Genomic DNA, 23,226 nt, shown 5'->3' with positions numbered 1-23,226 from the left:
GAGGATACAGATGGCCGAATCTGTCGTTCTGGAAGCCGGCGTCCGGCAAACCAGACGTAAGTCGGAATTTATGAAACGATTTACCAGAGATTTTTTGCTGAATAAATATTTGTATGTGATGATGCTCCCTGTGCTTGCCTATTATGCCGTTTTCCATTATGCCCCGATGTACGGCGCCATGATTGCTTTTAAAGAATATTCCCCTGTGAAGGGAATCGTGGGCAGCGAATGGGTAGGATTCAGTCATTTCCAGGATTTTTTCAGCAGCTATTATTTTTGGAGGATTTTGAAAAATACAATTATCCTCAGCTTATATAACTTAATCTTTGAGTTTCCCGCGCCGATCCTTCTGGCTCTTATGATCAATGAAGTACGAAGCCGGTTTTTTAAGAAGTTCGTGCAATCGGTAACCTACATGCCTTACTTCATTTCGATGGTCGTCATTTGCGGAATGATCACGGACTTTACCAATCCGGGCGGGATTGTGAATACGCTGCTTACGTTTTTTGGCTATGACGGCAATGCCATGCTTCAGAAGCCGGAGTTGTTCCGGCCCATCTATATCATTTCTGAAATTTGGCAAAAAATCGGCTGGGAGTCGATTATCTATATTGCCGCTCTTATGAGCATAGACCAAGAGCAGTATGAAGCTGCACGCATGGACGGAGCCGGCCGCTTGAAGCAAATTTTCTATATTACGCTGCCGGGCATTATCCCGACCATTATGATTATGTTGATCTTAAGGATAGGCAACATGATGAACGTAGGCTTCGAGAAAATTATCCTACTCTACAATCCGGGCACCTACGAGACGGCCGATATCATCTCTTCCTTCGTATACCGCAAGGGGCTGCTGGAGTTCGGTTGGAGCTACAGCTCGGCAGTAGGATTGTTCAACTCCATGATTAGCCTGATTCTGCTTATTTCGGCCAACTATATCAGCCGCAAGGTGAATGAAAACAGTCTATGGTAGTTTAGGAGGTGAAACCAGATGAAACAAACAAACGGTTTTTATGACAATTTATTTGATATTGCGGTCTATGTCGTGCTGAGCGTAATGGCGGTCATTGCCTTGTATCCCCTTCTGTATGTAGCGTTTGCATCCTTCAGTGACCCCGGCCAACTGATCAGCCATAAAGGACTCCTGTTTAAATCTCTCGGCTTTAATCTGGAGGCGTACAAGAGTGTGTTTACCAATTCAGCAGTCTGGACCGGCTACGGAAATACGTTATTTGTTATCGTTTTCGGCGTAGCTTTGAACCTGTTCATGAGTGCGCTAGGCGCTTACGTGCTATCCCGCAAGAACATCATGTGGAATAAAACGTTCACTTTCCTCATCGTTTTTACGATGTTTTTCCACGGCGGATTAATCCCGTTCTACCTTGTCGTGAAAAATGTCGGTCTGATCGATTCGATCTGGTCTCTGATCTTACCGTTTACCATCAGTACCTTTAATCTGATCATTTTGCGGACCGCCTTCCAAGCTGTGCCCGATACCCTGGAGGAGTCTGCGAAAATCGACGGGGCCAATCATCTTACGATATTGTTCCGGATTATTCTGCCGTTGTCCATGCCGGTGATAGCAGTCATGATTTTATATTATGCGGTGGATAAATGGAACGGCTGGTTTTATGCTTCGATCTTTCTCAAAAATCGCGATTTGTTCCCATTGCAGCTTGTTCTGCGCGAAATCCTGCTTGCGAACTCGACGGATAGCATGTCCTCGGGAGCGTCGCAAAGCGATATGTTCCAAATCGGGGAAACCATTAAATACGCGACGATTATGGTCGGTACGGTTCCTATTTTGTGCATCTATCCGTTCGTGCAAAAATATTTCGTGAAAGGCGTAATGGTCGGTGCATTGAAAGGATAATTCGGCATAATGATCGGGAAGGTCTAGGCATCTGGACCATATGATCGACAACTTTCAGGAATGGTTACATCCGGCTTCGCAGGTGATCAAAGCAATGGTGAATCTGGATTGATAGGAGCGATGAGAATGGAGGAACGGAAACATATGAAGACTCAGGAACTGATGCCAACCGATTTGGAAGGGCTCTGGACGAAGATTGAAGATAAGGTCGACCGCATGATGGAACGGATCGGGGACAAGATTCCCCATGTGGCCAAAGCCGATGGAGTTTATGATCATACCCGCAGCGATGCCTGGACATCCGGATTTTGGCCGGGGATCTTATGGCTGATGTACGATGTCACAGGCAAGGAGCAGTATAAGACCGCAGCATGGGATTGGGACAGAAGGATCGAGGAAAATTTCATCAAGGCATCTAATCTTCATCATGATGTGGGGTTTCAATTTTTGCCGACCGCGGTGATCAAATATAAACTGACGGGAGATGCTGATGCGCGCAGAATCGGTTTGGAAGCCGCTAACTTTCTGGCCGGCCGATTTAACCTGGCCGGCAAATTCATTCGTGCCTGGAACAATAGCGTCCGGGCGTGGCAGGAAGGCAATGCAGGATGGGCCATTATTGACTGTATGATGAATCTTCCTTTATTGATGTGGGCTTCGGAAGAGCTGGATGATCCGAGATTCAGACACATCGCCCTTGCCCATGCGGAGACGGCGCTTACGAACTTTATACGTGAGGATAGCTCGGTGCGGCATATTTGCTGCTTTAATCCGGATACAGGGGAGTTCTCGCATGAATTGGGCGGACAGGGCTTTGCTCCGGGATCGGCCTGGAGCCGAGGGACGGCCTGGGCCCTCTACGGTTTCTCGACCATGTACCGGCTTACGGGACAAACACGTTTTCTGGACGCCTCCAAGAGAGTCGCCCACTTCTTTATGGCGGGCGTGGAAGAGGATCTGATTCCGCTCTGGGATTTCCGGGTGGATGAAAGGGGCAAGGCTCCGCGGGATTCTTCGGCAGCGGCCATAGCCGCATCCGGTTTGATCGATCTTTCCAAGCATGTACCGGCTTCCGAATCCAGCCTGTATCTAGGGGCAGCGAAACGCACCGTGCAATCGTTGACGCAGCATTACGCAACGTGGGAACAGCCTGGGCATGAGGCCATTTTGCTCCATGGCACGGGAAATCTGCCTCATGGCGAGAATATCGATGTATCGTTAATTTACGGAGACTATTATTATGTGGAAGCCGTTGCTAAATTGAAAGGCTGGAGCAACGCCGTCTTTTAATCTGAGGCATGTACGATTGACGCCGGGACCGACGCCGTTTCAGAACAATCCGGAATTCGTTTGGGTGGAAATGTAAATAACAAAACATTTTATCCGTGGGGGGCATCATCATGGAAAGCAAACGTGAAACGATATCACATGAAAGCACGCCAATAATTACCGAGATGAAGGTTGTTCCCGTGGCTGGACACGACAGCATGCTCTTGAATCTAAGCGGGGCGCACAGCCCTTATTTTACCCGAAACATCGTCATCCTAAAGGATTCCAGCGGAAACACGGGGGTAGGCGAGGTGCCCGGCGGTGAAGGGATAAGGCAAACGTTGGAAGACGCCAAACCGATTGTCGTTGGCCAATCGGTCGGTTTTTATCATCGGATTTTAAAAAAGGTTCGCGTCCAGTTCGCCGGGCGCGATTCCGCCGGAAGAGGGCTGCAGACGTTTGATCTGCGGATCACGATACATGCGGTAACGGCATTAGAAGCAGCGCTTTTAGATTTGGCAGGGCAATATCTCGGCGTTCCCGTTTCGGAACTCCTGGGTGAAGGCAAGCAGAGGGATAGAGTAAAAATGCTCGGGTATTTGTTTTACATCGGGGATCGTACCGTTACCGGCCTTCCTTACTTAAGTGACCCCGAAGCGGATAACGATTGGTTCCGGCTGCGCCATGAGAAGGCGATGACCGCGGAAGCCATCGTACGTTTAGCGGAAGCGGCTCAAGCGAGGTACGGTTTTAACGACTTTAAACTTAAGGGCGGCGTCCTTCGGGGAGACGAGGAGATGGAGGCGGTGATCGCGCTTTCCGAACGGTTCCCGGAAGCGCGGATTACGCTCGATCCGAACGGCGCTTGGTCGCTTAAGGAAGCGATCCGCCTTTGCCGCGATAAGCATGGCATACTGGCTTATGCCGAAGATCCGTGCGGAGCGGAGAACGGCTACTCCGGAAGGGAGATCATGACCGAGTTCCGCAGGGCAACCGGCTTGCCGACCGCAACGAATATGATCGCGACCGACTGGCGCCAAATGGGGCATACGATCATGCTGCAGTCCGTCGACATTCCCCTTGCCGACCCTCATTTCTGGACGATGCAAGGCTCGGTTCGGGTCGCTCAGCTTTGCCATGAATGGGGGCTGACGTGGGGCTCCCACTCGAATAATCACTTTGACATTTCTTTAGCGATGTTTACGCACGTCGCCGCAGCGGCGCCGGGGACCATCACGGCGATCGACACGCACTGGATTTGGCAGGACGGTCAACGGTTGACGAAAGAACCTTTCCGGATTGTTGAGGGCCACGTTACAGTGCCGGATAAGCCCGGGTTAGGTATCGAGCTCGATATGGAGCAAGTGGAGAAGGCGCACCGGTTGTACAAGAACATGGGCGCAGGCGAACGGAACGATGCCGCTGGAATGCAGTATTTAATTCCGAATTGGAAGTTTGACAATAAATGCCCTTGTTTGGTTCGGTAAACGAAATAAATTTCAGGAACAGAAGGGAGAACCCCAAAATGGAGACCAGTTTTATTAGTGGTGTTGTGCCTCCGATCGTCACGCCGGTGGATGAGGAGGAGCGAGTTGACGAGGAAGGCTTGCGGCGGGTAGTCGAACATGTGATAGCTGGCGGAGTTCACGGGATACTCGTTCTTGGGACGAACGGCGAATTTTTCGGATTGGGCGAAGATGAGCAGCGCCGGGCGGTCAGCGTTGCCGTCGATCAAGCCCGAGGCCGCATTCCCGTGTACATGGGGATCGGCGGAATTACGACAAAATCATGTATTCAATCAGCGCGTACAGCCGAGGAATTGAAAGCTCAGGCGATCACCGTGCTCCCCCCGATGTTTCTCACATTAACCGAGGATGAGATGTACCGGCATTTCGCGGCGATCGCCGAATCTACCGAGCTGCCGCTGCTGCTGTATAACAGCCCTGAACGCGTTGGAAATAACATTTCGGCCGCATTGTTGGAACGATTGGCAGATATCCCGAACATTGTTGGCATTAAAGACAGCAGCGGCGACTTCTCGTTAACCGCGGAGTATATCCGCAGGACGCGCGGCAAAGGGTTCCAAGTGATGGCAGGGCGCGACATGATGATTCTTGCTTCTCTCGTGTACGGGGCGGTCGGCTGCGTGGCGTCCACGGCGAATATTGTGCCGAAGCTCGTGGTCGATATTTATAACAAGTTCAAATCCGGCGATTTGGAAGGAGCGTTGGAGGCGCAGTATAAGCTGAATCCTCTTCGTCTTGCATACAATCTGGGAAGCTTCCCGGTCGTATCCAAAGATGCTATGAACCTTCTTGGACTTCAGGTCGGAAATTCGATCAAGCCGCTCGCCGGATGCACCGAGCAAAACCTCGGGAAATTAAAACGGATTATGGAAGAGAGCGGCGCTTTCGAAGGATTGTAAACTATAGTGTTGGAGGAGCTTCCATGAGAATCGGATTTATCGGTCTTGGCATAATGGGCAAGCCGATGTGCAAGAACGTTATGAAAGCAGGTTACCAGGTCGTAATTTTGGATCGCCGTGCGGAAATAACCGCGGAATTTACGGCAGCCGGCGCGGAAGCGGCGAGAACGCCGAAAGAGGTTGCCGAACGGTCGGATGTCATTATTACAATGCTTCCGAATTCGCCGCAGGTGAAAGAGGTCGTACTGGCGGAAAACGGAATTATTGACGGAGCGAAACCGGGAACGGTCGTCATCGATATGAGCTCGATCGCTCCGCTCGTCAGCCAGGATATCGCACGAAAATTAGCAGACAAAGCGATCGATATGCTGGATGCGCCGGTGAGCGGCGGAGAGCCCAAGGCGATCGAGGGAACTTTATCCGTTATGGTTGGCGGTAAGCAGGAAGTTTACGACAAGTGTTACGATGTGATGAAATCGATGGCCGCGTCTGTCGTACGCACTGGCGACATCGGAGCCGGCAATGTAACAAAACTGGCGAATCAAGTTATAGTTGCTCTTAATATCGCGGCGATGTCTGAGGCCTTGGTATTAGCCAGCAAGGCCGGCGTGGAACCGAACTTGGTCTATCAGGCGATCCGCGGAGGACTCGCTGGCAGCACCGTGCTCGATGCGAAGGCGCCTCTAGTCATGGATCGCAACTTCGATCCGGGCTTCCGCATCAACCTTCATATCAAGGACTTGTTGAATGTGCTGGAAACTTCGCATGAGATCGGGGTGCCCCTGCCTCTTACTTCGGCGGTGATGGAGATCATGCAGGCGCTGAAGATCGACGATATGGGAGAAAATGATCACGGAAGCATTGTTAGGTATTACGAAAAGCTGGCCAAGATAGAGGTTACAAGATAGATAAGGAAGACCCTCAGGATAAAAAATGAAGCTAGGAGATCCATTAAGGATAACCTAGCTTCTTGTTCTTTCATTCTATTCCGCGTCGTTTAATTCGAGCTAAGTGTCACTTGATTGGCAACTGCCCAGTTCCCTACCGGTGTAATCTCGTAATCAACACCTTCTGCAAGCTTGCCGCCGTTTTGCAATTCAAACACGCCGACCGCACCCTTGCGAGTCTGTACTTTGTATTGCGCAGTCAGCGTCGTTCCGTCTGTGCCCTTCAGTTGAATGGAACGGTATGCGAACAACTCATCCCCAGGATCCTCAGTCAGCGTGACATTAAGCGTAACAGGATCGACTTTCGAAACGGATGCGATGGTCAGCGGCGGAATGGCCTGTGCGGTGAACGTATTATTTTCCAGCTCGAACCAGTTCGAGGTTACCGTGTATTTCACGCCCGGCTGCAGGGATGTGCCTGCCGGCAGACGGAATTTCGGCTCTTGCTTGCCATCCGTCGACTGCGTGAATCCTACATAACTAACCGTGATCGGCTGTCCGCCTTCCGGTGTGAGGGTTGCCTGTCTCGTAGCAAGAGACGAAATCATCTGCATCGTTTGTCCATTATATTTGTTATTCTCATCCAATACGATCGCGTTTGCTCCGCGGCCGCCAGCATAAGCGGAGATGAGGTAACCGTAATCCATTACGCCTTCAGCGCGTAAGGAATCCACTTCGAAAGTATCGGAAGTAACTTGACGCACATCGTTAAGACGGATCATTTCATCGCTTGCTGTTACGGAATGCATTTTTTTGCCTTTATAGTTTGTTGTATAGGTCGTTCCTGGCGTCATGGTTTGCACCGGGACGATATAAGTGGCGATTGCTCCCGTTTTCAGACGAGGCTGGTTAACGAGCTTCAATTCATGGTCGAAAGCGAAATTAGCATTCGCTGCTGCCGTTGTTTCATCTTCTAGAGTAAGCGGCACAGTGAAAGTCACTTCAAAAGTGATTTTATTCAACGCTTTAATCGATACGATCTCAGCCGATGCCGAACGAATAGCCTTCTCGGACAGCACGAGAAGCTGCGCTGTTTCACCGCGAGTTATTTTATCATCGCCGATGTTGAAGCCTTCCATCCAATATTGTACGGATTTCACATCACGCTGCAATGCTTTCGCGATCATTGGAGCGACATCAGCGCTTGCTGCCGGCTTTTTCGGTTGGAATGTATCCGCGTTGTCGAGATCGATAAGACCGTTAGCTGCTGCTATATCCACATAAGACGTATACCATTTGTCTTTCTTGCCTTCATTCTGCTGTGCCACATCGCTTTGATCCAAATCAAGCGCGAGTACGATCATTTTGATAAGCTCAGCATTCGTCACATGCTTGTCTGCTTTCATTTTTCCGTCTTCGTAGCCTTTAAGAACACCTTGGTTTACTAATTGTTGAATGGCTTGTTCTGCCAGTTGATTGAAATTCGTGACAGCCGTTTGTTGAATATTGGCTGCCGGCGCCAATGATGCCGCCTGTGCTTGAAACGGGAGTAATGCGCCTCCGCCTATAAGTGCAGTTAGAGCTGCGATAGCCGCTTTCTGATTTATCTTTTTCATTATTTATTTTCCTCTCCGTTTAAAGTGGTGTTTCATCCATAAATTCATCTTAAACGACCACTCTAAATCGGCTGATAAGAAAATATAAACAATTTCTAAACAGAAGGATAACTTTTTTCGAAGATGTCTAAAGGCCGTTAAATGGTGAACCGATAACCAGCACCCCAGACGGTCTCAATGAACTGCGGGTTGGATGGATCAGCCTCGATCTTCTCCCGGATTCGCGAAATATGAACGGTCACTGTCGCGATTTCCCCATTCGATTCCATGCCCCAAATTCTCTCGAACAGCTGATCTTTATTGAACACTCGATTGGGGTTCGCAACCAAGAATACGAGCACCTCGAATTCTTTTACAGTAAGCATCACTTCTTTGCCGTGAACGAATACCCGACGAGAGGACTTGTTGATCGTTAGCTCCCGAATATCGATGGTTTCCGATTCTTTGACCTTATTGCCTCCCGTAAAACGTTCGTATCGTGCCAAATGCGCTTTCGCTCTGGCTACCAGCTCATTTGGACTAAACGGCTTCGTCACGAAGTCGTCGGCACCGAGACCAAAGCCCCGAATTTTATCGATTTCCTCTTTCTTGGCCGACACAATCAAGATAGGCAGGTCCAGCTGTTCGCGAATCTGCTTGCATATCTCGAACCCGTCCGCCCCCGGCAGCTGAAGATCGAGAATAATGAGGTCATATCCTCCGCTGAGCGCTTTAGTAAGTCCATCTTGTCCATCGTGGCTTAATTCGACTCCGAAGTCATGCAGCATGAAATAATCTCTTTGCAGCTCCGCAATGTACAGGTCATCTTCAATAATTAAGATTCGTTTCATCAATGATCACCGACGATCCACAAATATTTTTAATGTAAAAAAGACGCTTGTTCCTTGACCCGGTTCACTAACTGCCCAGATCGTTCCGCCATGTCCTTCGATAATTTGCTTGGCGATCGCAAGTCCAAGACCGCTTCCTCCCGCAGCTTGGCTCCGGGAAGGCTCCTCCCGGTAAAACCGCTCAAAGATATGTGGAAGGGAATCTGGGTGAATGCCAGGACCGTTATCCGCAATCTTAATGATTGCAAGTTCATCTTGGCGCTCTATCCCGATTGTTAACTGCTTAGGATCCTGATTCATATATTTGAGACAGTTGTCGAGCAGATTCATGATTACGCGCTTCAGCTTCTCACGATCAGCTAGAACGAATAGCGGACTCTGAAGAAATTCCTCTTCCCACTTCACTTCAACGGAATGGTTATCGAATTCGATGACCAATTCGTCCGCAATTCGATGAAGAAAGGGACTCAGGTCCACCTGTCCGAATGAAAACGGCTCCTTCTTTAAATCGAGCTTCGAATAGAACAGCAGTTCATCCACGAGACGCTCCATGTCTGCCGCTCTCGTATGGATCGCTCCTATATACTTGTCCAGTTTCTCCCGCGTATCGGTCACGCCGTCCCGAATGCCTTCCGCATAACCTTTAATCGTCGTAATCGGGGTCCTTAAATCATGCGAAATATTCGACAGCAGCTGCTTGCGGTTTTCTTCATAATGAAGCTGAAGCTGAATGGAATCGTATAATTGCTGACGCATTTGATCGAAGGTTTGAACTAGCTTTCCCACCTCATCCCGAGATGCTGCTTGCAGCTCAAACGTCAAATCCCCATCCTTAATATGCTCTGCGGATTGTCTAAGCCTATCAAGGGGGTGAATGATTTTACGGGTAACAAACCGATAAAGCAAGAACCCGGTTAAAGATAAGATAGCAACGAATAGGAGTATTAAGATAGGAAGCAGCGTTCGCACCAGCTCGGCGAACGGGCTTCTCTCTCGAATGACAAAGATACTTCCCTTCTCACCCGTCTCGGACGAGAAGAAGAAATCGAATTTTGCGTAGGAAAAAAATCGGCTTCCCGCGTTCATTGTATTGCGGATAGAATTATTGCTCATATCATAGGCGGGCAGGCTCGATGTGAGATCTAAACCATTTAATGTCGGCGCAGCGTAAATAATTTTATTATTTTCGCGGACAACGAGCCCGGCTTGCACCATCTTCAATTGAAAATCATATTCCTTCAGCAGAAGCTGATCCTTTAATCGTTCCGGTTCGTGCTTGGCCAAATATTTCATATCAATAAACAGGTTTTCCTCTTCCTCAGAGAGAGGATGAAGGGAATAGTGAATATTGTAGAAGCTCCTAATACTACGGAAATCGCCTGTTACTGCGACGGACAGCAGATAGGCTGTCAGCACGAACAGAATAACGGAGACAACGACCACCGAAGTGAAAGAAAGCAGCAGCCTGAATCGAATCGACATCTTTCCATCCCTCCCCGTGACTCATTACACCAACCGGCGAATTCGTTTTATTGTGCGCTTTAATTTAGAATTGTATTTTATTTTGTCATTCCTAGCAACAGCCCGTTCAAGTCATATTAAAGCTGGACCGCTCATGAGCAGAAGTATGTAAAATGGACGTATGATATCATAGAAGTAGATTCGGAAGAAAGAGGTCTCCTTATTACGTGGTATTACGTGGATGTTTCGGGAAAGGAAGGGATGACATGTTGAACACTTCATATTGGTTAACGAATGTAAGAATCGAACAGGGTTATGTCATGGAAGATGGACAGGTGGCTGGTACGGATACGGAGATTTGCCATATTCGCATTGAGAAGGGTGCTATTGCTGAAATTATTAGGACGGAATTGGAGCTTCAGAGTAATCTTCCTAAATACGACTGTAAAGAGTTATTGATGCTGCCTTCTTTCGAGGAGGCGCATATTCATTTGGACAAAACGTATTGGGGCGGACCGTGGAAAGCGGTAAAGCAAGTATCAAGCATCTTCGAGAGAATTGAGGAAGAGAAGATATTATTGCCTAAGCTCCTTCCAATGGCAGCGCAACAAGCCGAGAGTATTTTGACGCTTATACAAGGATATGGCGTTACACATGTCCGCAGCCATTGTAATATCGAGCCTGTTAGCGGATTGCACAGATTAGAGGCAACCAAGAAAGCCCTGGACAATTTTCCCGGTAAAATGTCATCTGAAATTGTAGCTTTTCCGCAGCATGGACTGCTTCGATCGGATTCTGTCCAACTCGTAAAGCAATCTTTGGCAGAGGGGGCAACACATGTAGGCGGAGTAGATCCATTCACTGTGGATGGTGATATTGAGAAGTCGCTGCAGACCATGGTAGAAATGGCGGTTCTGCATAATGCCGGCATCGATATTCACTTGCATGATAAAAACGAAGCAGGAAAGCAAACTCTGATGCGTCTAGCTGATCTGACCGAAGAAGCGGGATTGCAAGGAAAGGTAACCGTCAGTCATGCGTTCTGGTTTGCAGGCGCTCAGCCGCAAGAGGCAGAAGAAGCAGCTAAACGGATGGCATCGCTTGGTATGTCCATTGCATCGACGGTTCCGATTGGGAAATTAATGATGCCGCTTCCGATGCTGTCAAATCAAGGTGTAACGGTAAAATTGGCCACTGACAGCCTTACGGATCACTGGTCTCCTTTTGGAAATGGAGATCAATTAGAGAAGGCAGGGCGGTTCGCAGAATTGTACGGGCTTAATGATGAATGGTCGCTATCGCAATCCCTCGGGTTTATTACAGGAGGGATAACGCCGCTTGATCAAAATGGTGAGCAGGTATGGCCTAAGGCCGGAGACACCGCAAGCTTTGTACTGCTTCATGCAAGCTGTTCGGCGGAAGCGGTAGCGCGAAGAGCGAAGCGTCAAGCGGTGTGGTACGAGGGAAACCTCGTGAGCGGTTCGTTGTAAGCTAGGGTTATTCATTTACCTGAAATGAAAGCCGATAGGCAAAGTTGAAGCGGATCGTTATGATCCGCTCCAATCCTTCCGCAAAGTAAAAAGCTCCTGAAGCGCTTCGTTAGACAGCTCGGTAATCCATCCTTCGGAACTGGAGATGACATTTTCGCTAAGCTGAAACTTGTTATCCAGCATTTCATCGATTCGCTCCTCCAGCGTGCCGAGCGAGATGAACTTGTGCACCTGCACATCGCGGGTTTGGCCCATACGGTACGCACGGTCGGTAGCTTGGTTTTCCACAGCGGGATTCCACCAGCGGTCGAAATGGAACACGTGGTTGGCCGCTGTGAGGTTAAGTCCGACGCCCCCGGCTTTAATGGATAAAATAAAGACGTTCGGCTGTTCGGCAGCCGGTAAGCTGCTCGATTGAAACTTCTCAATCATCCGGTCGCGCGCTAATTTGGACGTGCTTCCATTTAAATAGAGAACGGGCTCTTGGAGCTCTTGCGCAAGCACCAGCTGCAGCAGCTGTCCCATGCCGATATACTGCGTGAAAATAAGACAGCGTTCACCCTCGTCCCGCAGCTCCTTCACCATTGCGAGCAGTCGCTCCAGCTTGGAAGAACGGTTGATGATCGATTCGGCATCGACTCCGCTTTCAGCGTCCGTAGAAATTTCAGGTACAGGCTCCTTCGTCAAAAGCATAGGGTGGTCGCAAATCTGCTTCAGCTGCATAATGGCCGACAGAATAGCGCCTTTGCGCTCAATGCCTTCAAGCTTCTGCATACGATCCATTAGCTGATTGACGGTCTGATTATATAATGCGCCCTGTTCAGCGGTAAGATGAATATAGGTTTTCATTTCGTTCTTGTCGGGAAAATCAAGCTGAATGGCCGGGTCTTTTTTCTTCCGGCGAAGCATAAACGGCTTCACCAGCTTTTGCAAATCAGCGGTGCGCTGTGCGTCATGCTCCTTTTCAATCGCATGGCTGAACCTTTTTTGAAACCCGTGGGAGCTGCCCAGAAATCCCGGATTGATGAAGTCATAGATGGACCACAGCTCGGACAGCCGATTCTCAATAGGCGTTCCGGTTAGCGCAATGCGATGCTTGGCAGAAAAGCTGCGAACAGCGGCAGACTGCTTAGTTTGAGCATTTTTAATATTTTGTGCTTCGTCCAGGCAAATGGCCGCCCAGATGCATCCCTTAAGCAGCTCCTGATCCAGCGTTGAAGTCGCATAAGAGGTTAGAATAACATCGGCGTGAGCGGCTGCCGCATGAAAGGCATCCCCTTCCAGCCGTCCGCTTCCATAGTGGAGCATGACCTTTAGCGACGGGGCAAAACGGCTGATTTCCTTCTGCCAGTTGCCGAGAACAGAAGTTGGGCAAATGATGAGGGAGGGCCGTTTCTCCCCTTTATCCGTTTCTTTGAGATGCATTAAATAAGCAATAAGCTGTACGGTTTTGCCTAGCCCCATGTCATCCGCGAGACAAGCCCCGAGCCCGAACCGGCGCAAAAAGGCAAGCCATGCATATCCGTCCTGCTGATAGGAGCGCAGGTTAGCCTGCAATCCGTCCGGCACCGCGAGCGCCGGCATTTCCGCCTGCTGGCCGAGCCGGCTCATAAGCTTAAGGAGATGCCGGTTCAGCTCTACCTCAAGCTGGATGCGCGCTTCATTCTCCGGTGATTGTTCCGCTGTGTCGTTACCGGCATCATCGCTGCTTCCCAGCAGATGCAGCTGGAGTACGTCTTGAAACGATAATCCCTGAGTGCTGTCCACGCTAGCCATGACTTTGCGTATTTGGGTGAGCAGGGCCGGATCGAGTGTGATCCACTTCCCCCGAAAGCGGACTAACCGTTCATTGCGGGCAACCAGCTCAGTAAACTCTGCCTCGGTGAGATCCGTATCTCCAATGGCAACGCGCCAATCAAAGTCAATAAGTGAGTCCAGCCCGAACAGCGAATCGCCTTTGCTCCCGGCCTCGGAGCTAACCTTGGCGCGCAGCCGCGGCTTCTTCCGGCTAGCCGTCTCCCACCAAGCGGGAAGAAGCACTTGCCACCCGGCTTCTAACAACCGGTGGCTATCCGCGGTTAAAAATTGCCAAGCGGCATCATTTTCCAAGGGGCCGCTTAACAGATCATCGCGTCTGCCGGACAAACGCTCCTTGGGAAGACAGGCTCGCAAATGATCAAGCCATCCGGCAGAGCGCTCGCGCACAGCCATTGACCATGAGTCCGGCCAAGCGCCGAAAGCCTCGCCTTCATCGGATAGACGCACCGGCACAAGCACTGTCTGATCAAGCTTATCCTGAAGAATGAGCCTGAGCTGCCAAGAGATCTCGGCATCGCCTGGCTCTAGCAGTTGCAGAACGGGACGGAACGGGGCATGGTCGGCTTTCCAGCCAACCGCAACAAGCCATGCCTCTGCGTTCAGACCGGATAAGGCTGCATGGCCCCTCGCAAACAGCAGCGGATATTCTCGCCGTAAATCTGCGGCAGCCGTTTCCGATCCGTAATGACGGCTGAATACAGCGGCAGAGAACGCTGCCCGTAATCCGTCCACCAACTCCATGTCCGCTTGCTTGAGCGTTTTTTGTATATCTAATGCAGCCTCGTCCCATGACCATTGGAGCTTGCCCATCTGAAAGGCAGAGAAGCCGGGCATATATTTTTTTGCCTCTATGCTTGCATTCAGGGAGGGAGCCAGCTTGACGATTTGCACCGCTTGCTCTTCCCATGCCCATTCAATGTGCTCGAGCAGCTGATTTTCCGCAAAGAAGGGGATAACCTGCTCGGCAGGAAGGAGAATAAGCTCCGCTCCTTGAATCTGTTCCAGTTCCAGCCCGGTACCGTAGAAGGAAGCAGCGTGCCAGGCGAATAAGCTTTGTTTTAAGCTGAGGCCGGATAAGTAGTCACCCGTGTTGTTGTATCCGTATATGAGGGCATCGCCATATGTTGTTAAATTAACATGCACCGTGAACGATTTCGTAAACTTGCTCATGATATTAATTTACCTTTCCGCAGCTCTTCCTGCAGTGCGCGAAGCCGGCTATGCCGTGAGGAGAAAGCGGTTATGAAATGCTCCCACTGCGCGTCGTTCTTCATTTTTTTGTAGAGCTTTGCCAACCGCTTAAGCAGCTTTACCGCTGATTTGTAACCGTCTCTATTTTTGAGCAGCACATATCTCTCCACGGCTTGATGGTAGAAGGGAAGCAGTACCTCCGGCGCATTTTTCTCAATAGGCGTGAAGACGCCGGCGCGGTAATCGAAAGGATCGCTTCCGGTACTAAGCTGATAATCGATCCACTGCTTCCATTTGCCATATTTAAGCAGCTTCTCTTCATAGATAGAGCTCGTGAGAGGCAGCATTTGGACGAGCAGCTCCCACATTTGCTGTTCCTCACGAGGGATATGCTGGATAACCTCGTCCCAATATTGGAAATAACGCTCAAGGCTGTCCGTGCGGTGATTTTGCAGCAGCGATGCGCTTTCGACTAACCATTTGAGCAGCCGCTGCCATTCCGCCGTTTCCGACATAGCGGATAACAGTTGAAACAGGCCGTATGGACGGATGTTGAAGCTTTTGTTTATTTCCATGAATAGCGCCAGCGCTTCCTGATCGCGAGCAAGAAAGAAGCTCATCCAGCTCTGGGCGAGCAGCCACGGATAGCGGGAAAGAGAAGCGCCGAGCGCTTTCTGCGCGGCTTCCAGATGCTGCAGCTCCTCCAGGCACAGGCTCCTGCCGTTCTGATGAGGATAAATCCAGTTGTACCAGAGCCGATAATAAGAACTGGAGAAATAAGACTGCACACCGGCTTCCGTCAGCATGAGTTTTCTCAGATGGGGGATCGTTTCGGTGATGCGCTGCCAAAACTCCGGCTCTTCAGCATGCGGCAGCTCCTTGGCGAAAATGTCTTCGATGCTCTTCTGCATATCGGAAATAGCGGCTTGGGTGTTATAGCCAATGAAGGTTCCGAGCTGGAGCGATTGGTTCGGCGTTCGGTTTAACAGCATCTCCAGCACAAAGAGATGCGCATGCAGCTCGAACATGCTGTTCATTGCAGGTGTCAGCGGAGCGGGCTTTAACTCGCCTATGGACGCTAACGCATTTTGCATAAAGGCAAGGTTGCGGGTATGATCAGCCAAGGAGGCCGTGCAGTGCGTAAACAGCCCGTGCCATTCCGTGCAAGTCATGCTATGAATGGTTTTCATTATTGAATATCTCCTGAGCGAATAAGGTCATCTTACGAATACATTGATTATAACATTTATCATGATTAAACTTCGCTGCATAAAGCGGCAGTCTGTTCGGCTGCCGCTTTTCTAAATTAGAAAAGCATTTTACAATGTACTTATAAGGATGCGCGGAAAGGAAAGGGAAATGGCATATGGCGATTCAAGAAATACAAGAGGCCGATTGGCTCAAATTGAACCGGATCGGAAACGGGAACGATGCGTTATTATTTTCATCCCCTTTTTGCGGAACCTGCAAAGTGGCCGAGCGCATGCTGGAGATAGTGGATGCCGCTCAGGTTCCTGTAACGCTGTACAAAATGAATATCAACTACTCGTCCAAACTGCGCGAGGCTTGGAAAATATCGAGCGTTCCTTGTTTGGTATTGCTTAAAAACGGTGAGCCGTTCCGGTTCGAGTATGCGATGCGATCGGTGGATTATTTGTACAACTTGATGAAAAGTATGGATTAACAATAATTAAGTTGCTTTAAATTGTTTTTTTATTATATTATTCCCAAATAATTCTATGAAAAAGAGCGCCGAAAGGTGCTCTTTTTGCTGCTACAATTCACTCTTTTATGATATATTAAGGGGGTATAAAGTAATAGACAGCGCTTTCATGCGAGAAACTGGGGGGATTTTGTGATAGGGTATTTCAAAGATTTTTTATTGAATATTTTTATTATTTTCTCCCCGCTTGCTTTCTATCCTTACATTTATAAAGCCAAAAGCAAGCCGCTGCTGTACCGCTTTCTCATGTACATCTTTTTTGCACTCGCGATTATAACCACGATGTCTTTTCCGGTAACGATTAACGGGCTGCTTTATGATTTTCGTTCGATTCCTTTAGCGCTCGGCTCGCTTTATGGCGGCGTGCAGGTTTCCATCCTGCTCTATTTGACTCTTATGCTCTATCGTAGTTTTCTTGGAAACCCGCATGTATGGATCTATATGTTGGCCGTGCTGCCTGGCTTTATCATTTTTCTTTTTTTGTATAAAAGCTTCCAATCATTAAAGCTGGCTCAAAAAATAGCGGTATCGGTCTTTTTATGCAGCCTTATTAAGCTGCTGACATTTACCGTGTATTTATCGTCGACCGGTCAGATCGAGCTGCTATTGAATAAACCAATTTCAACTGTACAAACGCTATTGCTGCAAGGAGCCATTGTTGGGCTATGCGTATATGCCATTGAATTTTTAAATAAATATTTTATTATGCAGGAAGAGATTGTGAGAAGCGAGAAGATGAAGATCGTTGAAGACATGGCTGCTTCGGTAGCTCATGAGATCCGGAATCCGCTTACGACGGTACGGGGATTTATTCATTTGTTCGGGACGGCCTCTATCGAAAACGGCAAGAAGGAATTTTACAAGAAAATATGCTTTGAGGAGCTAGACCGCGCGGAGCTTATTATTAATGACTATCTTTCGCTTGCTAAGCCCGACCCTGAAAATATCGAAATACTGGATGTAAAGGCGGAGATTTATTATTTGTCGAAAGTCCTGCTAACGTATACCAACTACAATAATATACAGATTAATGTTCTGACGGGCACAGAGAAACCGATCTGCATAACCGGCGACCGGTTTAAATTTCGCCAAGCTTTAATCAATATCGGCAAAAATGCGATTGAGGCGATGCAGGATGGGGGGATTTTAACGCTTAAGACCTATTATCGAAATGATCAGGTGTTAGTTGTTCTGGGCGATAATGGAATTGGGATGACCCCTGAGCAAATAAATAGGCTCGGAACGCCTTATTATTCGATTAAGGAGAAGGGGACTGGCCTCGGGACGATGGTTTCATTCAGCTTGATCAAAAAAATGAATGGAAAAATCGATGTGAAGAGCGAAATAGGAAAAGGTACGGAATTTCTGCTTGCTTTTCCAGCGACAAATAGACCTTAAACAACCATAACGCTCATAGCCCGCTAGGCGTAATTACTAATTTACGCTGCTGCGCCCTCGCGCCCTCTACATGTAACGATTGAAAATACACCGGATCGGTGTATTTTTTTTGTAATTTCAAATTGCGGGAGCAGGTAATTGACACTTTTGATTCGAATTAAAAAATGCAGGCCGGGGAATAATGAAGCTGGCATGAAGGACTGCAGTACTTGTTTATTTGCGCCTTATAAAGTATAGTAAGTAAATAATGATTTGAAATAAGCTTTAAATAAGTTATAATGAAATGGTCAATAACAGTTCAAAAAAGAAGGGAAGTTTTCCGAAATGGCAACAGTATTGTATATTACAGCTCATCCGCATGATCACCAAACTTCATTTAGTATGGCAGTAGGCAAAGAGTTTATTGATGCATACCGTGAAGCAAATCCATCGGACGAAGTTACTCGCGTAGATTTGTATGCGTCAGATATCCCGCAAATTGATGCTGATGTATTCAGCGGATGGGGTAAACTAAGATCAGGATCTTCTTTCGATGAGCTTTCCGATTCCGAAAGAGCGAAAGTAGCTCGTCTGAACGAGATCGTGGATCAATACGTAGCTGCTGACAAATACGTATTTGTTTCCCCAATGTGGAACTTCTCTTTCCCGCCTGTTTTGAAGGCGTACATTGATGCGGTATGTATCGCGGGCAAAACCTTCAAATATACTGAAAAAGGTCCTGTTGGCCTGCTGACAGACAAAAAAGCTCTTCATATTCAAGCAAGCGGCGGAGTATACTCCGAAGGTCCTGCTGCCGGCTTTGAGAGCGGCCACAGTTATATCGGGAAAATCATGCAATTCCATGGCATTCCGTCCTTCCAAGGAATCTTTGTTGAAGGCGTGGCTGCTGCTCCTGATAAAGCGCCGGAAATTAAAGAAAAAGCGATTGCTCAAGCTAAGGAAGTTGCAAAAACGTTCTAATTAATTAGAATAAGCGAGTACAAGTAAGGCCCGCGATTTGTCGCGGGTCTTTTTTGTATGTCTTCTGCTTTAAGGAAAGGTTAACTCGTTGATTTGAAAGATCATGCTCATTTGGTCATAATTATCCATGAAGAAAGCGCTTTACAATTTTGAAATAGTCATATATAATCATAAACAAGATCAAATGAGCAACTTAATGTAATTAATCTTTTAACTCATTCACAAATGAGCATACTATACCAAGCAAGCTGCATGAGTTTTGCAGAAGGAGGAAGAGCTGTATGTTGTTTGAAGAAGAGCGTAAGCGGCACATCGCGGATTACGTTCATCAGAATAGCCGGGCATCGGTCCAGGAACTGGCGAATCATTTTCAAGTGTCGGAATCGACAGTACGGCGGGATCTGAGAGATCTGGAGGAGCAGGAGCTGCTGCGGCGCACGCACGGCGGTGCGGTGGCAGTCATGCAAAATGATAATAACGAGCCATCTTTCCTGGAGAAGGAGGATCGCTTTCAGCAGCAGAAGCAGGATATTGCAAGAGCGGCACTGTCGCTTATCCGCGAAGGCGATACGATCATGCTTGACTCGGGTACGACGACTTACCACTTGGCTAAGCTGCTGAAAAACTTCCAGCGGTTGACCGTCGTGACTAACTCGGTCATGGTCGCGCAGGAGCTCGCGAATGAGAAGCATATTGACCTTCTGCTCACGGGAGGATCGCTCCGTCCAGAGACGCAAGCTATGGTCGGGCCATTCGCGGAGCGCGCCATTGCATCCGTACATGTTGACAAGCTGTTTCTGGCTACGAACAGCTTTGATCCCGAAACCGGATTAACGACGCCAAACCTGATTGAAGCCGCAACGAAGAAACGAATGATACGATCAGCCGAGCAGGTTATACTGCTCGCGGACCATAGCAAGTTCGGAAAAGTATCCTTTTCCCGGTTCGGAGATCCCGAGGATATCACGACGCTGATTACTGATTCGCATGCGTCACCGGCCATTTTGAAGGCTTTCGAGGAATTTGGGATCGTGGTTGTATTAGCTGATCATGGAGGTGCTGTACAATGAAGCCGGCTTCACCGGTCATCACCGTTACTCTAAATCCGGCATTGGACAAAACGGTCACCATAGAGCAGTTCGAGTACGGGGGCTTAAACCGTATCAAGGAGATGCGGACCGATGCAGGAGGTAAAGGCATTAATGTTGCCAAAGTATTGAAGCAGTTCGATGCCGCTGTTAAGGCGCTTGGTCTCACAGCGGGCTATCAGGGACAGGTTATTCGAGACCAACTGGAGAAGATGGGCATCGATTCGGCCATGATTGAAGCTGCGGGGGAAACGCGGGTTAATTTGAAAATGGTCGACGAATCGACGAAGCAGACGACCGAGCTCAACGAGCCGGGATTCACGGTTGACGACGCGCTGCTAGAGCAATTCCGGGACATGTTCAAATCGAAAGCTGCCGAAGCGTCGATTATCGTTCTGGCCGGCAGTCTTCCACCCGGTACGCCTCCCGATTATTACCGGTCGCTAATCGAAAGTGCGCGGACGCAAGGAGTAAGAACGATACTTGATGCGGACGGCGAGGCGCTTGCACTCGGCGTAGAAGCGGCCCCATTCGCAATCAAGCCCAATATTCATGAGCTCGAAGCGCTCCTTGGCGAGACGTTCGACAACATGGAGCAAATCATTGGGGCGGCAAGAACGTTAATTGAACGGGGTATTGAATACGTGCTCGTATCCATGGGCGCAGAGGGCTCGCTTCTCGTTAGCAAGTCGGAAGCGGTGAGAGCAAGCCCGTTCCCGATTACGCCGGTCAGCACGGTAGGGGCAGGCGATTCCATGGTTGCCGCAATGGTATACAGCTTCCTTGAAGGCAAATCAGTTGAAGAAATAGCCAGATGGACATCTGCTGCGGGCACCATTACGGCTTCCAAGCCGGGCACGCAGGTATGTACGATTCACGAGGTTAAGCAATCGCTCCAATTGGTTACACTCACACATTATTAAAGGGTCATACGATCATTCTAAGGAGGATTATCGAACCATGAAAAAAATACTCGCTGTAACTGCATGTCCAACCGGCGTCGCTCACACGTATATGGCTGCTGAATCTTTGATTAAAGCGGCTAAGGAAAAAAATATTCCGCTTAAAGTGGAAACCAGAGGCGCTGTCGGCGTCGAAAACGAATTTACCGAGCAGGAAATTGCCGAAGCGCATGCCATTATCGTCGCTGCCGATACCGATGTGCTGGAATCCAGGTTCGCAGGCAAGCCGGTCGTCAAGGTCGCTGTTGCCCAAGCGATTAAAAATCCGGCAGGATTGCTGGAAGAAGCGTTAGCTAAGCAAGCGTCCGTTCCGAATGACTATGCGAAGCAGGTGGAGCAGTCGAAGTCCGAGCGCAGCTCAGCGCGCTCCGGCCCTTATAAGCATCTGATGACTGGTGTATCGCATATGCTTCCCCTTGTGGTAGCAGGCGGTTTGCTTATCGCATTATCGTTTATTTTCGGAATTGAAGCGTTCAAGGTAGAAGGTACATTCGCAGCAGCACTGATGAAAATTGGCGGCGGCTCGGCTTTCGCCTTGATGGTTCCTGTTCTTGCAGGCTTTATCTCCTTCTCTATCGCTGAGAAGCCAGGCCTCGCACCGGGACTCATCGGGGGTATGCTGGCATCAAGCATAGGAGCAGGTTTCCTTGGCGGTATTCTCGCAGGCTTCCTGGCGGGATACACGGCACTTTTCTTAAAGAAAAACATTAAGCTTCCACGCAATCTTGAAGGCTTGAAGCCAATCCTGCTCATACCGCTTCTTGCGTCAGCGTTTACAGGCCTGATGATGATTTATGTAATCGGCGAGCCGGTTAAAGCGATTATGGATGGTCTTACGGCTTGGCTTACAGGACTAGGCACGACAAACGCTGTACTGCTTGGCTTGCTGCTCGGCGCAATGATGGCGTTCGATATGGGCGGTCCGGTGAACAAAGCCGCATATACGTTTGCGGTGGGTCTTCTTGGAAGTGAAGTATACGGTCCAATGGCAGCGGTAATGGCAGCGGGCATGACGCCTCCGCTTGGTCTCTTCCTTGCTACGCTGCTGGCGAAAAATAAATTTACGAAAGAAGAGAGGGATGCGGGCAAATCGGCCTCCGTACTCGGCATTTCATTCATTACGGAAGGTGCGATTCCTTTCGCTGCCGGAGATCCGTTCCGCGTCATCCCTTCTATTATGGTAGGCTCGGCTATAACCGGGGCATTGTCGATGGCATTCGGCGCAACGCTGCGCGCTCCGCATGGCGGTATCTTTGTCCTCCCGATTCCGAACGCGGTTAACCATGTCGGGCTGTATGCGCTGGCCATCGTAATCGGCACGGTTGTAACAGCGGTGATGCTGAGCTTGCTCAAAAAACCGGTGGAACAGCGTAATCAAGCTTAAACGGGTATAATCAAATAATTGGATAGGGGGACATCTCCCCCTATTGTCTATATCACATTTATTTTCTGGAGGTATTCACAATGAACATTAACGCGCTGCTAGACGAAAAATCCATTTTTATTCCGCTAACGTCGACTGATAAGAACAGCATTATAGCTAGTATGATTGACGGGCTTGCAGCATCCGGCTCCGTATCGAATAAGGAAACGTACATGGACGCGGTGCTCACGCGCGAGAGCACGGGCTCAACAGGCATCGGCTTCAGCGTAGCGATTCCGCATGGCAAATCGAGCGGCGTCGCTGCACCAGGTCTGGCATTTGCTAAGCTGTCAACGCCTACAGATTGGCAGTCGCTCGATGGCGAGCCGGTTAAGGTTGTATTTATGATTGCCGTACCGGAAGCTGCCGAGGGCAATGAACATTTGAAAATTTTAATTGCTTTATCCCGTAAGCTCATTGATTCCGAATTCCGTGAGAAGCTAATGGCAGTCGAGCACTCGGACCAGCTAAAAAGCTTGCTTGCAACGATCGAATAGGAAGGGAAGGCGTAACCAAATGCATTCACAAAAAGTAGTCATTCAGAACACTGCCGGCTTTCATATCCGTCCGGCGCAGCTATTTACCGAGAAGGCGGTACAATTTCAATCGACGATTCTGATTAAGCCGGAAGGCACAGCAACAGTGGCTGATGGCAAAAGCATTCTAAACCTGATGACGCTCGGTTTGGATAAAGGCTCGGTTATTACGATTGAAGCCGAAGGACCGGATGAGGCGGCAGCGGTCGCGGAGCTGTCTGAGCTCGTAGAAAGCGGATTCGGTGAAGAATAATGACCGGCCTATAAAGCCGCAGC

At 49.1% G+C, this 23,226-nt stretch carries 20 protein-coding genes; 15 read left to right on the top strand and 5 right to left on the bottom strand.

Annotated features, from left to right (window positions below):
- Window positions 1–10: 10 nt before the first annotated feature.
- The 6 genes from AC0YNZ_RS19510 (at window position 11) to garR (ending at window position 6,475) form a co-directional block, all read left to right on the top strand.
- Window positions 11–973, top strand: coding sequence for an ABC transporter permease (locus AC0YNZ_RS19510; RefSeq protein ID WP_475828189.1), 963 nt, complete (start codon window positions 11–13; stop codon window positions 971–973).
- A gap of 18 nt (window positions 974–991) precedes the next feature.
- Window positions 992–1,873: a carbohydrate ABC transporter permease gene (locus AC0YNZ_RS19505; protein WP_475828188.1), complete on the top strand. Its 882-nt coding sequence runs from the start codon at window positions 992–994 to the stop codon at window positions 1,871–1,873.
- Window positions 1,874–1,999: 126 nt separating this feature from the next.
- On the top strand, window positions 2,000–3,163 hold the full coding sequence (locus AC0YNZ_RS19500) for a glycoside hydrolase family 88 protein (protein ID WP_475828187.1): 1,164 nt from the start codon (window positions 2,000–2,002) through the stop codon (window positions 3,161–3,163).
- Between the two features lie 110 nt (window positions 3,164–3,273).
- Entirely contained in the window at window positions 3,274–4,629 is a 1,356-nt protein-coding gene (gene gudD, locus AC0YNZ_RS19495) for a glucarate dehydratase (protein WP_475828186.1), read from the top strand.
- Window positions 4,630–4,667: 38 nt separating this feature from the next.
- Window positions 4,668–5,567, top strand: coding sequence for a dihydrodipicolinate synthase family protein (locus tag AC0YNZ_RS19490; protein WP_475828185.1), 900 nt, complete (start codon window positions 4,668–4,670; stop codon window positions 5,565–5,567).
- A complete protein-coding gene (garR, locus tag AC0YNZ_RS19485) occupies window positions 5,498–6,475 on the top strand; it encodes a 2-hydroxy-3-oxopropionate reductase (protein WP_475828184.1) in 978 nt (325 codons plus the stop codon). The genes AC0YNZ_RS19490 and garR overlap by 70 nt, the downstream gene beginning before the upstream one ends.
- An 89-nt stretch (window positions 6,476–6,564) precedes the next feature.
- On the opposite strand, the gene AC0YNZ_RS19480 is transcribed toward garR, so the two are convergent.
- The 3 genes from AC0YNZ_RS19480 to AC0YNZ_RS19470 all read right to left on the bottom strand — a co-directional run bounded on the left by AC0YNZ_RS19480 (window position 6,565) and on the right by AC0YNZ_RS19470 (window position 10,382).
- On the bottom strand, window positions 6,565–8,070 hold the full coding sequence (locus AC0YNZ_RS19480; protein ID WP_475828183.1) for an S-layer homology domain-containing protein: 1,506 nt from the start codon (window positions 8,068–8,070) through the stop codon (window positions 6,565–6,567).
- A gap of 137 nt (window positions 8,071–8,207) precedes the next feature.
- Window positions 8,208–8,900, bottom strand: a complete 693-nt coding sequence (locus AC0YNZ_RS19475; RefSeq protein ID WP_475828182.1) for a response regulator transcription factor — start codon at window positions 8,898–8,900, stop codon at window positions 8,208–8,210.
- A 6-nt stretch (window positions 8,901–8,906) separates the two neighbouring features.
- The gene (locus AC0YNZ_RS19470) at window positions 8,907–10,382 is read right to left on the bottom strand and encodes a sensor histidine kinase (RefSeq protein WP_475828181.1); all 1,476 of its coding nucleotides are present in this window, start codon (window positions 10,380–10,382) and stop codon (window positions 8,907–8,909) included.
- A gap of 245 nt (window positions 10,383–10,627) precedes the next feature.
- Here AC0YNZ_RS19470 and AC0YNZ_RS19465 point away from each other — a divergent pair, with 245 nt between their 5' ends.
- On the top strand, window positions 10,628–11,851 hold the full coding sequence (locus tag AC0YNZ_RS19465) for an amidohydrolase (RefSeq protein WP_475828180.1): 1,224 nt from the start codon (window positions 10,628–10,630) through the stop codon (window positions 11,849–11,851).
- Between the two features lie 57 nt (window positions 11,852–11,908).
- Here AC0YNZ_RS19465 and AC0YNZ_RS19460 read toward each other — a convergent pair whose 3' ends face one another.
- Together AC0YNZ_RS19460 and AC0YNZ_RS19455 are read right to left on the bottom strand one after the other, a co-directional pair.
- Window positions 11,909–14,839, bottom strand: a complete 2,931-nt coding sequence (locus tag AC0YNZ_RS19460) for a DEAD/DEAH box helicase (RefSeq protein ID WP_475828179.1) — start codon at window positions 14,837–14,839, stop codon at window positions 11,909–11,911.
- Window positions 14,836–16,050: an SWIM zinc finger family protein gene (locus AC0YNZ_RS19455; RefSeq protein WP_475828178.1), complete on the bottom strand. Its 1,215-nt coding sequence runs from the start codon at window positions 16,048–16,050 to the stop codon at window positions 14,836–14,838. The genes AC0YNZ_RS19460 and AC0YNZ_RS19455 overlap by 4 nt, the downstream gene beginning before the upstream one ends.
- Before the next feature lie 176 nt (window positions 16,051–16,226).
- Between AC0YNZ_RS19455 and AC0YNZ_RS19450 the strand changes: the two genes are divergently transcribed.
- The 8 genes from AC0YNZ_RS19450 (at window position 16,227) to AC0YNZ_RS19415 (ending at window position 23,203) form a co-directional block, all read left to right on the top strand.
- Window positions 16,227–16,544: a thioredoxin family protein gene (locus AC0YNZ_RS19450; RefSeq protein ID WP_110770912.1), complete on the top strand. Its 318-nt coding sequence runs from the start codon at window positions 16,227–16,229 to the stop codon at window positions 16,542–16,544.
- Window positions 16,545–16,715: 171 nt separating this feature from the next.
- Window positions 16,716–17,981, top strand: a complete 1,266-nt coding sequence (locus AC0YNZ_RS19445) for an ATP-binding protein (RefSeq protein ID WP_475828177.1) — start codon at window positions 16,716–16,718, stop codon at window positions 17,979–17,981.
- A gap of 324 nt (window positions 17,982–18,305) precedes the next feature.
- A complete protein-coding gene (locus AC0YNZ_RS19440) occupies window positions 18,306–18,941 on the top strand; it encodes an FMN-dependent NADH-azoreductase (RefSeq protein WP_475828176.1) in 636 nt (211 codons plus the stop codon).
- Window positions 18,942–19,222: 281 nt separating this feature from the next.
- Window positions 19,223–20,011 carry a DeoR/GlpR family DNA-binding transcription regulator gene (locus tag AC0YNZ_RS19435; protein WP_475828175.1) on the top strand — a complete coding sequence of 263 codons (789 nt, stop codon included), beginning with the start codon at window positions 19,223–19,225 and terminating at the stop codon, window positions 20,009–20,011.
- Window positions 20,008–20,952, top strand: coding sequence for a 1-phosphofructokinase (gene pfkB, locus AC0YNZ_RS19430; RefSeq protein WP_475828174.1), 945 nt, complete (start codon window positions 20,008–20,010; stop codon window positions 20,950–20,952). Before AC0YNZ_RS19435 ends, pfkB begins: the two co-directional genes overlap by 4 nt.
- Before the next feature lie 37 nt (window positions 20,953–20,989).
- Window positions 20,990–22,375 (top strand): PTS fructose transporter subunit IIC, encoded by a 1,386-nt coding sequence (locus tag AC0YNZ_RS19425; RefSeq protein WP_475828173.1) that lies wholly within the window; start codon window positions 20,990–20,992, stop codon window positions 22,373–22,375.
- Between the two features lie 80 nt (window positions 22,376–22,455).
- The gene (locus tag AC0YNZ_RS19420; RefSeq protein WP_475828172.1) at window positions 22,456–22,911 is read left to right on the top strand and encodes a PTS sugar transporter subunit IIA; all 456 of its coding nucleotides are present in this window, start codon (window positions 22,456–22,458) and stop codon (window positions 22,909–22,911) included.
- Between the two features lie 19 nt (window positions 22,912–22,930).
- Window positions 22,931–23,203, top strand: a complete 273-nt coding sequence (locus tag AC0YNZ_RS19415; protein WP_475828171.1) for an HPr family phosphocarrier protein — start codon at window positions 22,931–22,933, stop codon at window positions 23,201–23,203.
- Window positions 23,204–23,226 lie beyond the last annotated feature (23 nt).

The sequence above is a fragment of the Paenibacillus sp. J2L1-98 genome (assembly GCF_056269405.1).
The sequence above is the reverse complement of the archived record's forward strand: the minus strand, read 5'-3'. Positions and strand labels throughout refer to the sequence as shown.

Excerpts from the sequence above, each read along its gene's own strand:
- AC0YNZ_RS19510 (WP_475828189.1), top strand. The coding sequence starts at position 11 with ATGGCCGAATCTGTCGTTCTGGAAGCCGGCGTCCGGCAAACCAGACGT.
- AC0YNZ_RS19505 (WP_475828188.1), top strand. The coding sequence starts at position 992 with ATGAAACAAACAAACGGTTTTTATGACAATTTATTTGATATTGCGGTC.
- AC0YNZ_RS19500 (WP_475828187.1), top strand. The coding sequence starts at position 2,000 with ATGGAGGAACGGAAACATATGAAGACTCAGGAACTGATGCCAACCGAT.
- gudD (WP_475828186.1), top strand. The coding sequence starts at position 3,274 with ATGGAAAGCAAACGTGAAACGATATCACATGAAAGCACGCCAATAATT.
- AC0YNZ_RS19490 (WP_475828185.1), top strand. The coding sequence starts at position 4,668 with ATGGAGACCAGTTTTATTAGTGGTGTTGTGCCTCCGATCGTCACGCCG.
- garR (WP_475828184.1), top strand. The coding sequence starts at position 5,498 with ATGCACCGAGCAAAACCTCGGGAAATTAAAACGGATTATGGAAGAGAG.
- AC0YNZ_RS19480 (WP_475828183.1), bottom strand. The coding sequence starts at position 8,070 with ATGAAAAAGATAAATCAGAAAGCGGCTATCGCAGCTCTAACTGCACTT.
- AC0YNZ_RS19475 (WP_475828182.1), bottom strand. The coding sequence starts at position 8,900 with ATGAAACGAATCTTAATTATTGAAGATGACCTGTACATTGCGGAGCTG.
- AC0YNZ_RS19470 (WP_475828181.1), bottom strand. The coding sequence starts at position 10,382 with ATGTCGATTCGATTCAGGCTGCTGCTTTCTTTCACTTCGGTGGTCGTT.
- AC0YNZ_RS19465 (WP_475828180.1), top strand. The coding sequence starts at position 10,628 with ATGTTGAACACTTCATATTGGTTAACGAATGTAAGAATCGAACAGGGT.
- AC0YNZ_RS19460 (WP_475828179.1), bottom strand. The coding sequence starts at position 14,839 with ATGAGCAAGTTTACGAAATCGTTCACGGTGCATGTTAATTTAACAACA.
- AC0YNZ_RS19455 (WP_475828178.1), bottom strand. The coding sequence starts at position 16,050 with ATGAAAACCATTCATAGCATGACTTGCACGGAATGGCACGGGCTGTTT.
- AC0YNZ_RS19450 (WP_110770912.1), top strand. The coding sequence starts at position 16,227 with ATGGCGATTCAAGAAATACAAGAGGCCGATTGGCTCAAATTGAACCGG.
- AC0YNZ_RS19440 (WP_475828176.1), top strand. The coding sequence starts at position 18,306 with ATGGCAACAGTATTGTATATTACAGCTCATCCGCATGATCACCAAACT.
- AC0YNZ_RS19435 (WP_475828175.1), top strand. The coding sequence starts at position 19,223 with ATGTTGTTTGAAGAAGAGCGTAAGCGGCACATCGCGGATTACGTTCAT.
- pfkB (WP_475828174.1), top strand. The coding sequence starts at position 20,008 with ATGAAGCCGGCTTCACCGGTCATCACCGTTACTCTAAATCCGGCATTG.
- AC0YNZ_RS19425 (WP_475828173.1), top strand. The coding sequence starts at position 20,990 with ATGAAAAAAATACTCGCTGTAACTGCATGTCCAACCGGCGTCGCTCAC.
- AC0YNZ_RS19420 (WP_475828172.1), top strand. The coding sequence starts at position 22,456 with ATGAACATTAACGCGCTGCTAGACGAAAAATCCATTTTTATTCCGCTA.
- AC0YNZ_RS19415 (WP_475828171.1), top strand. The coding sequence starts at position 22,931 with ATGCATTCACAAAAAGTAGTCATTCAGAACACTGCCGGCTTTCATATC.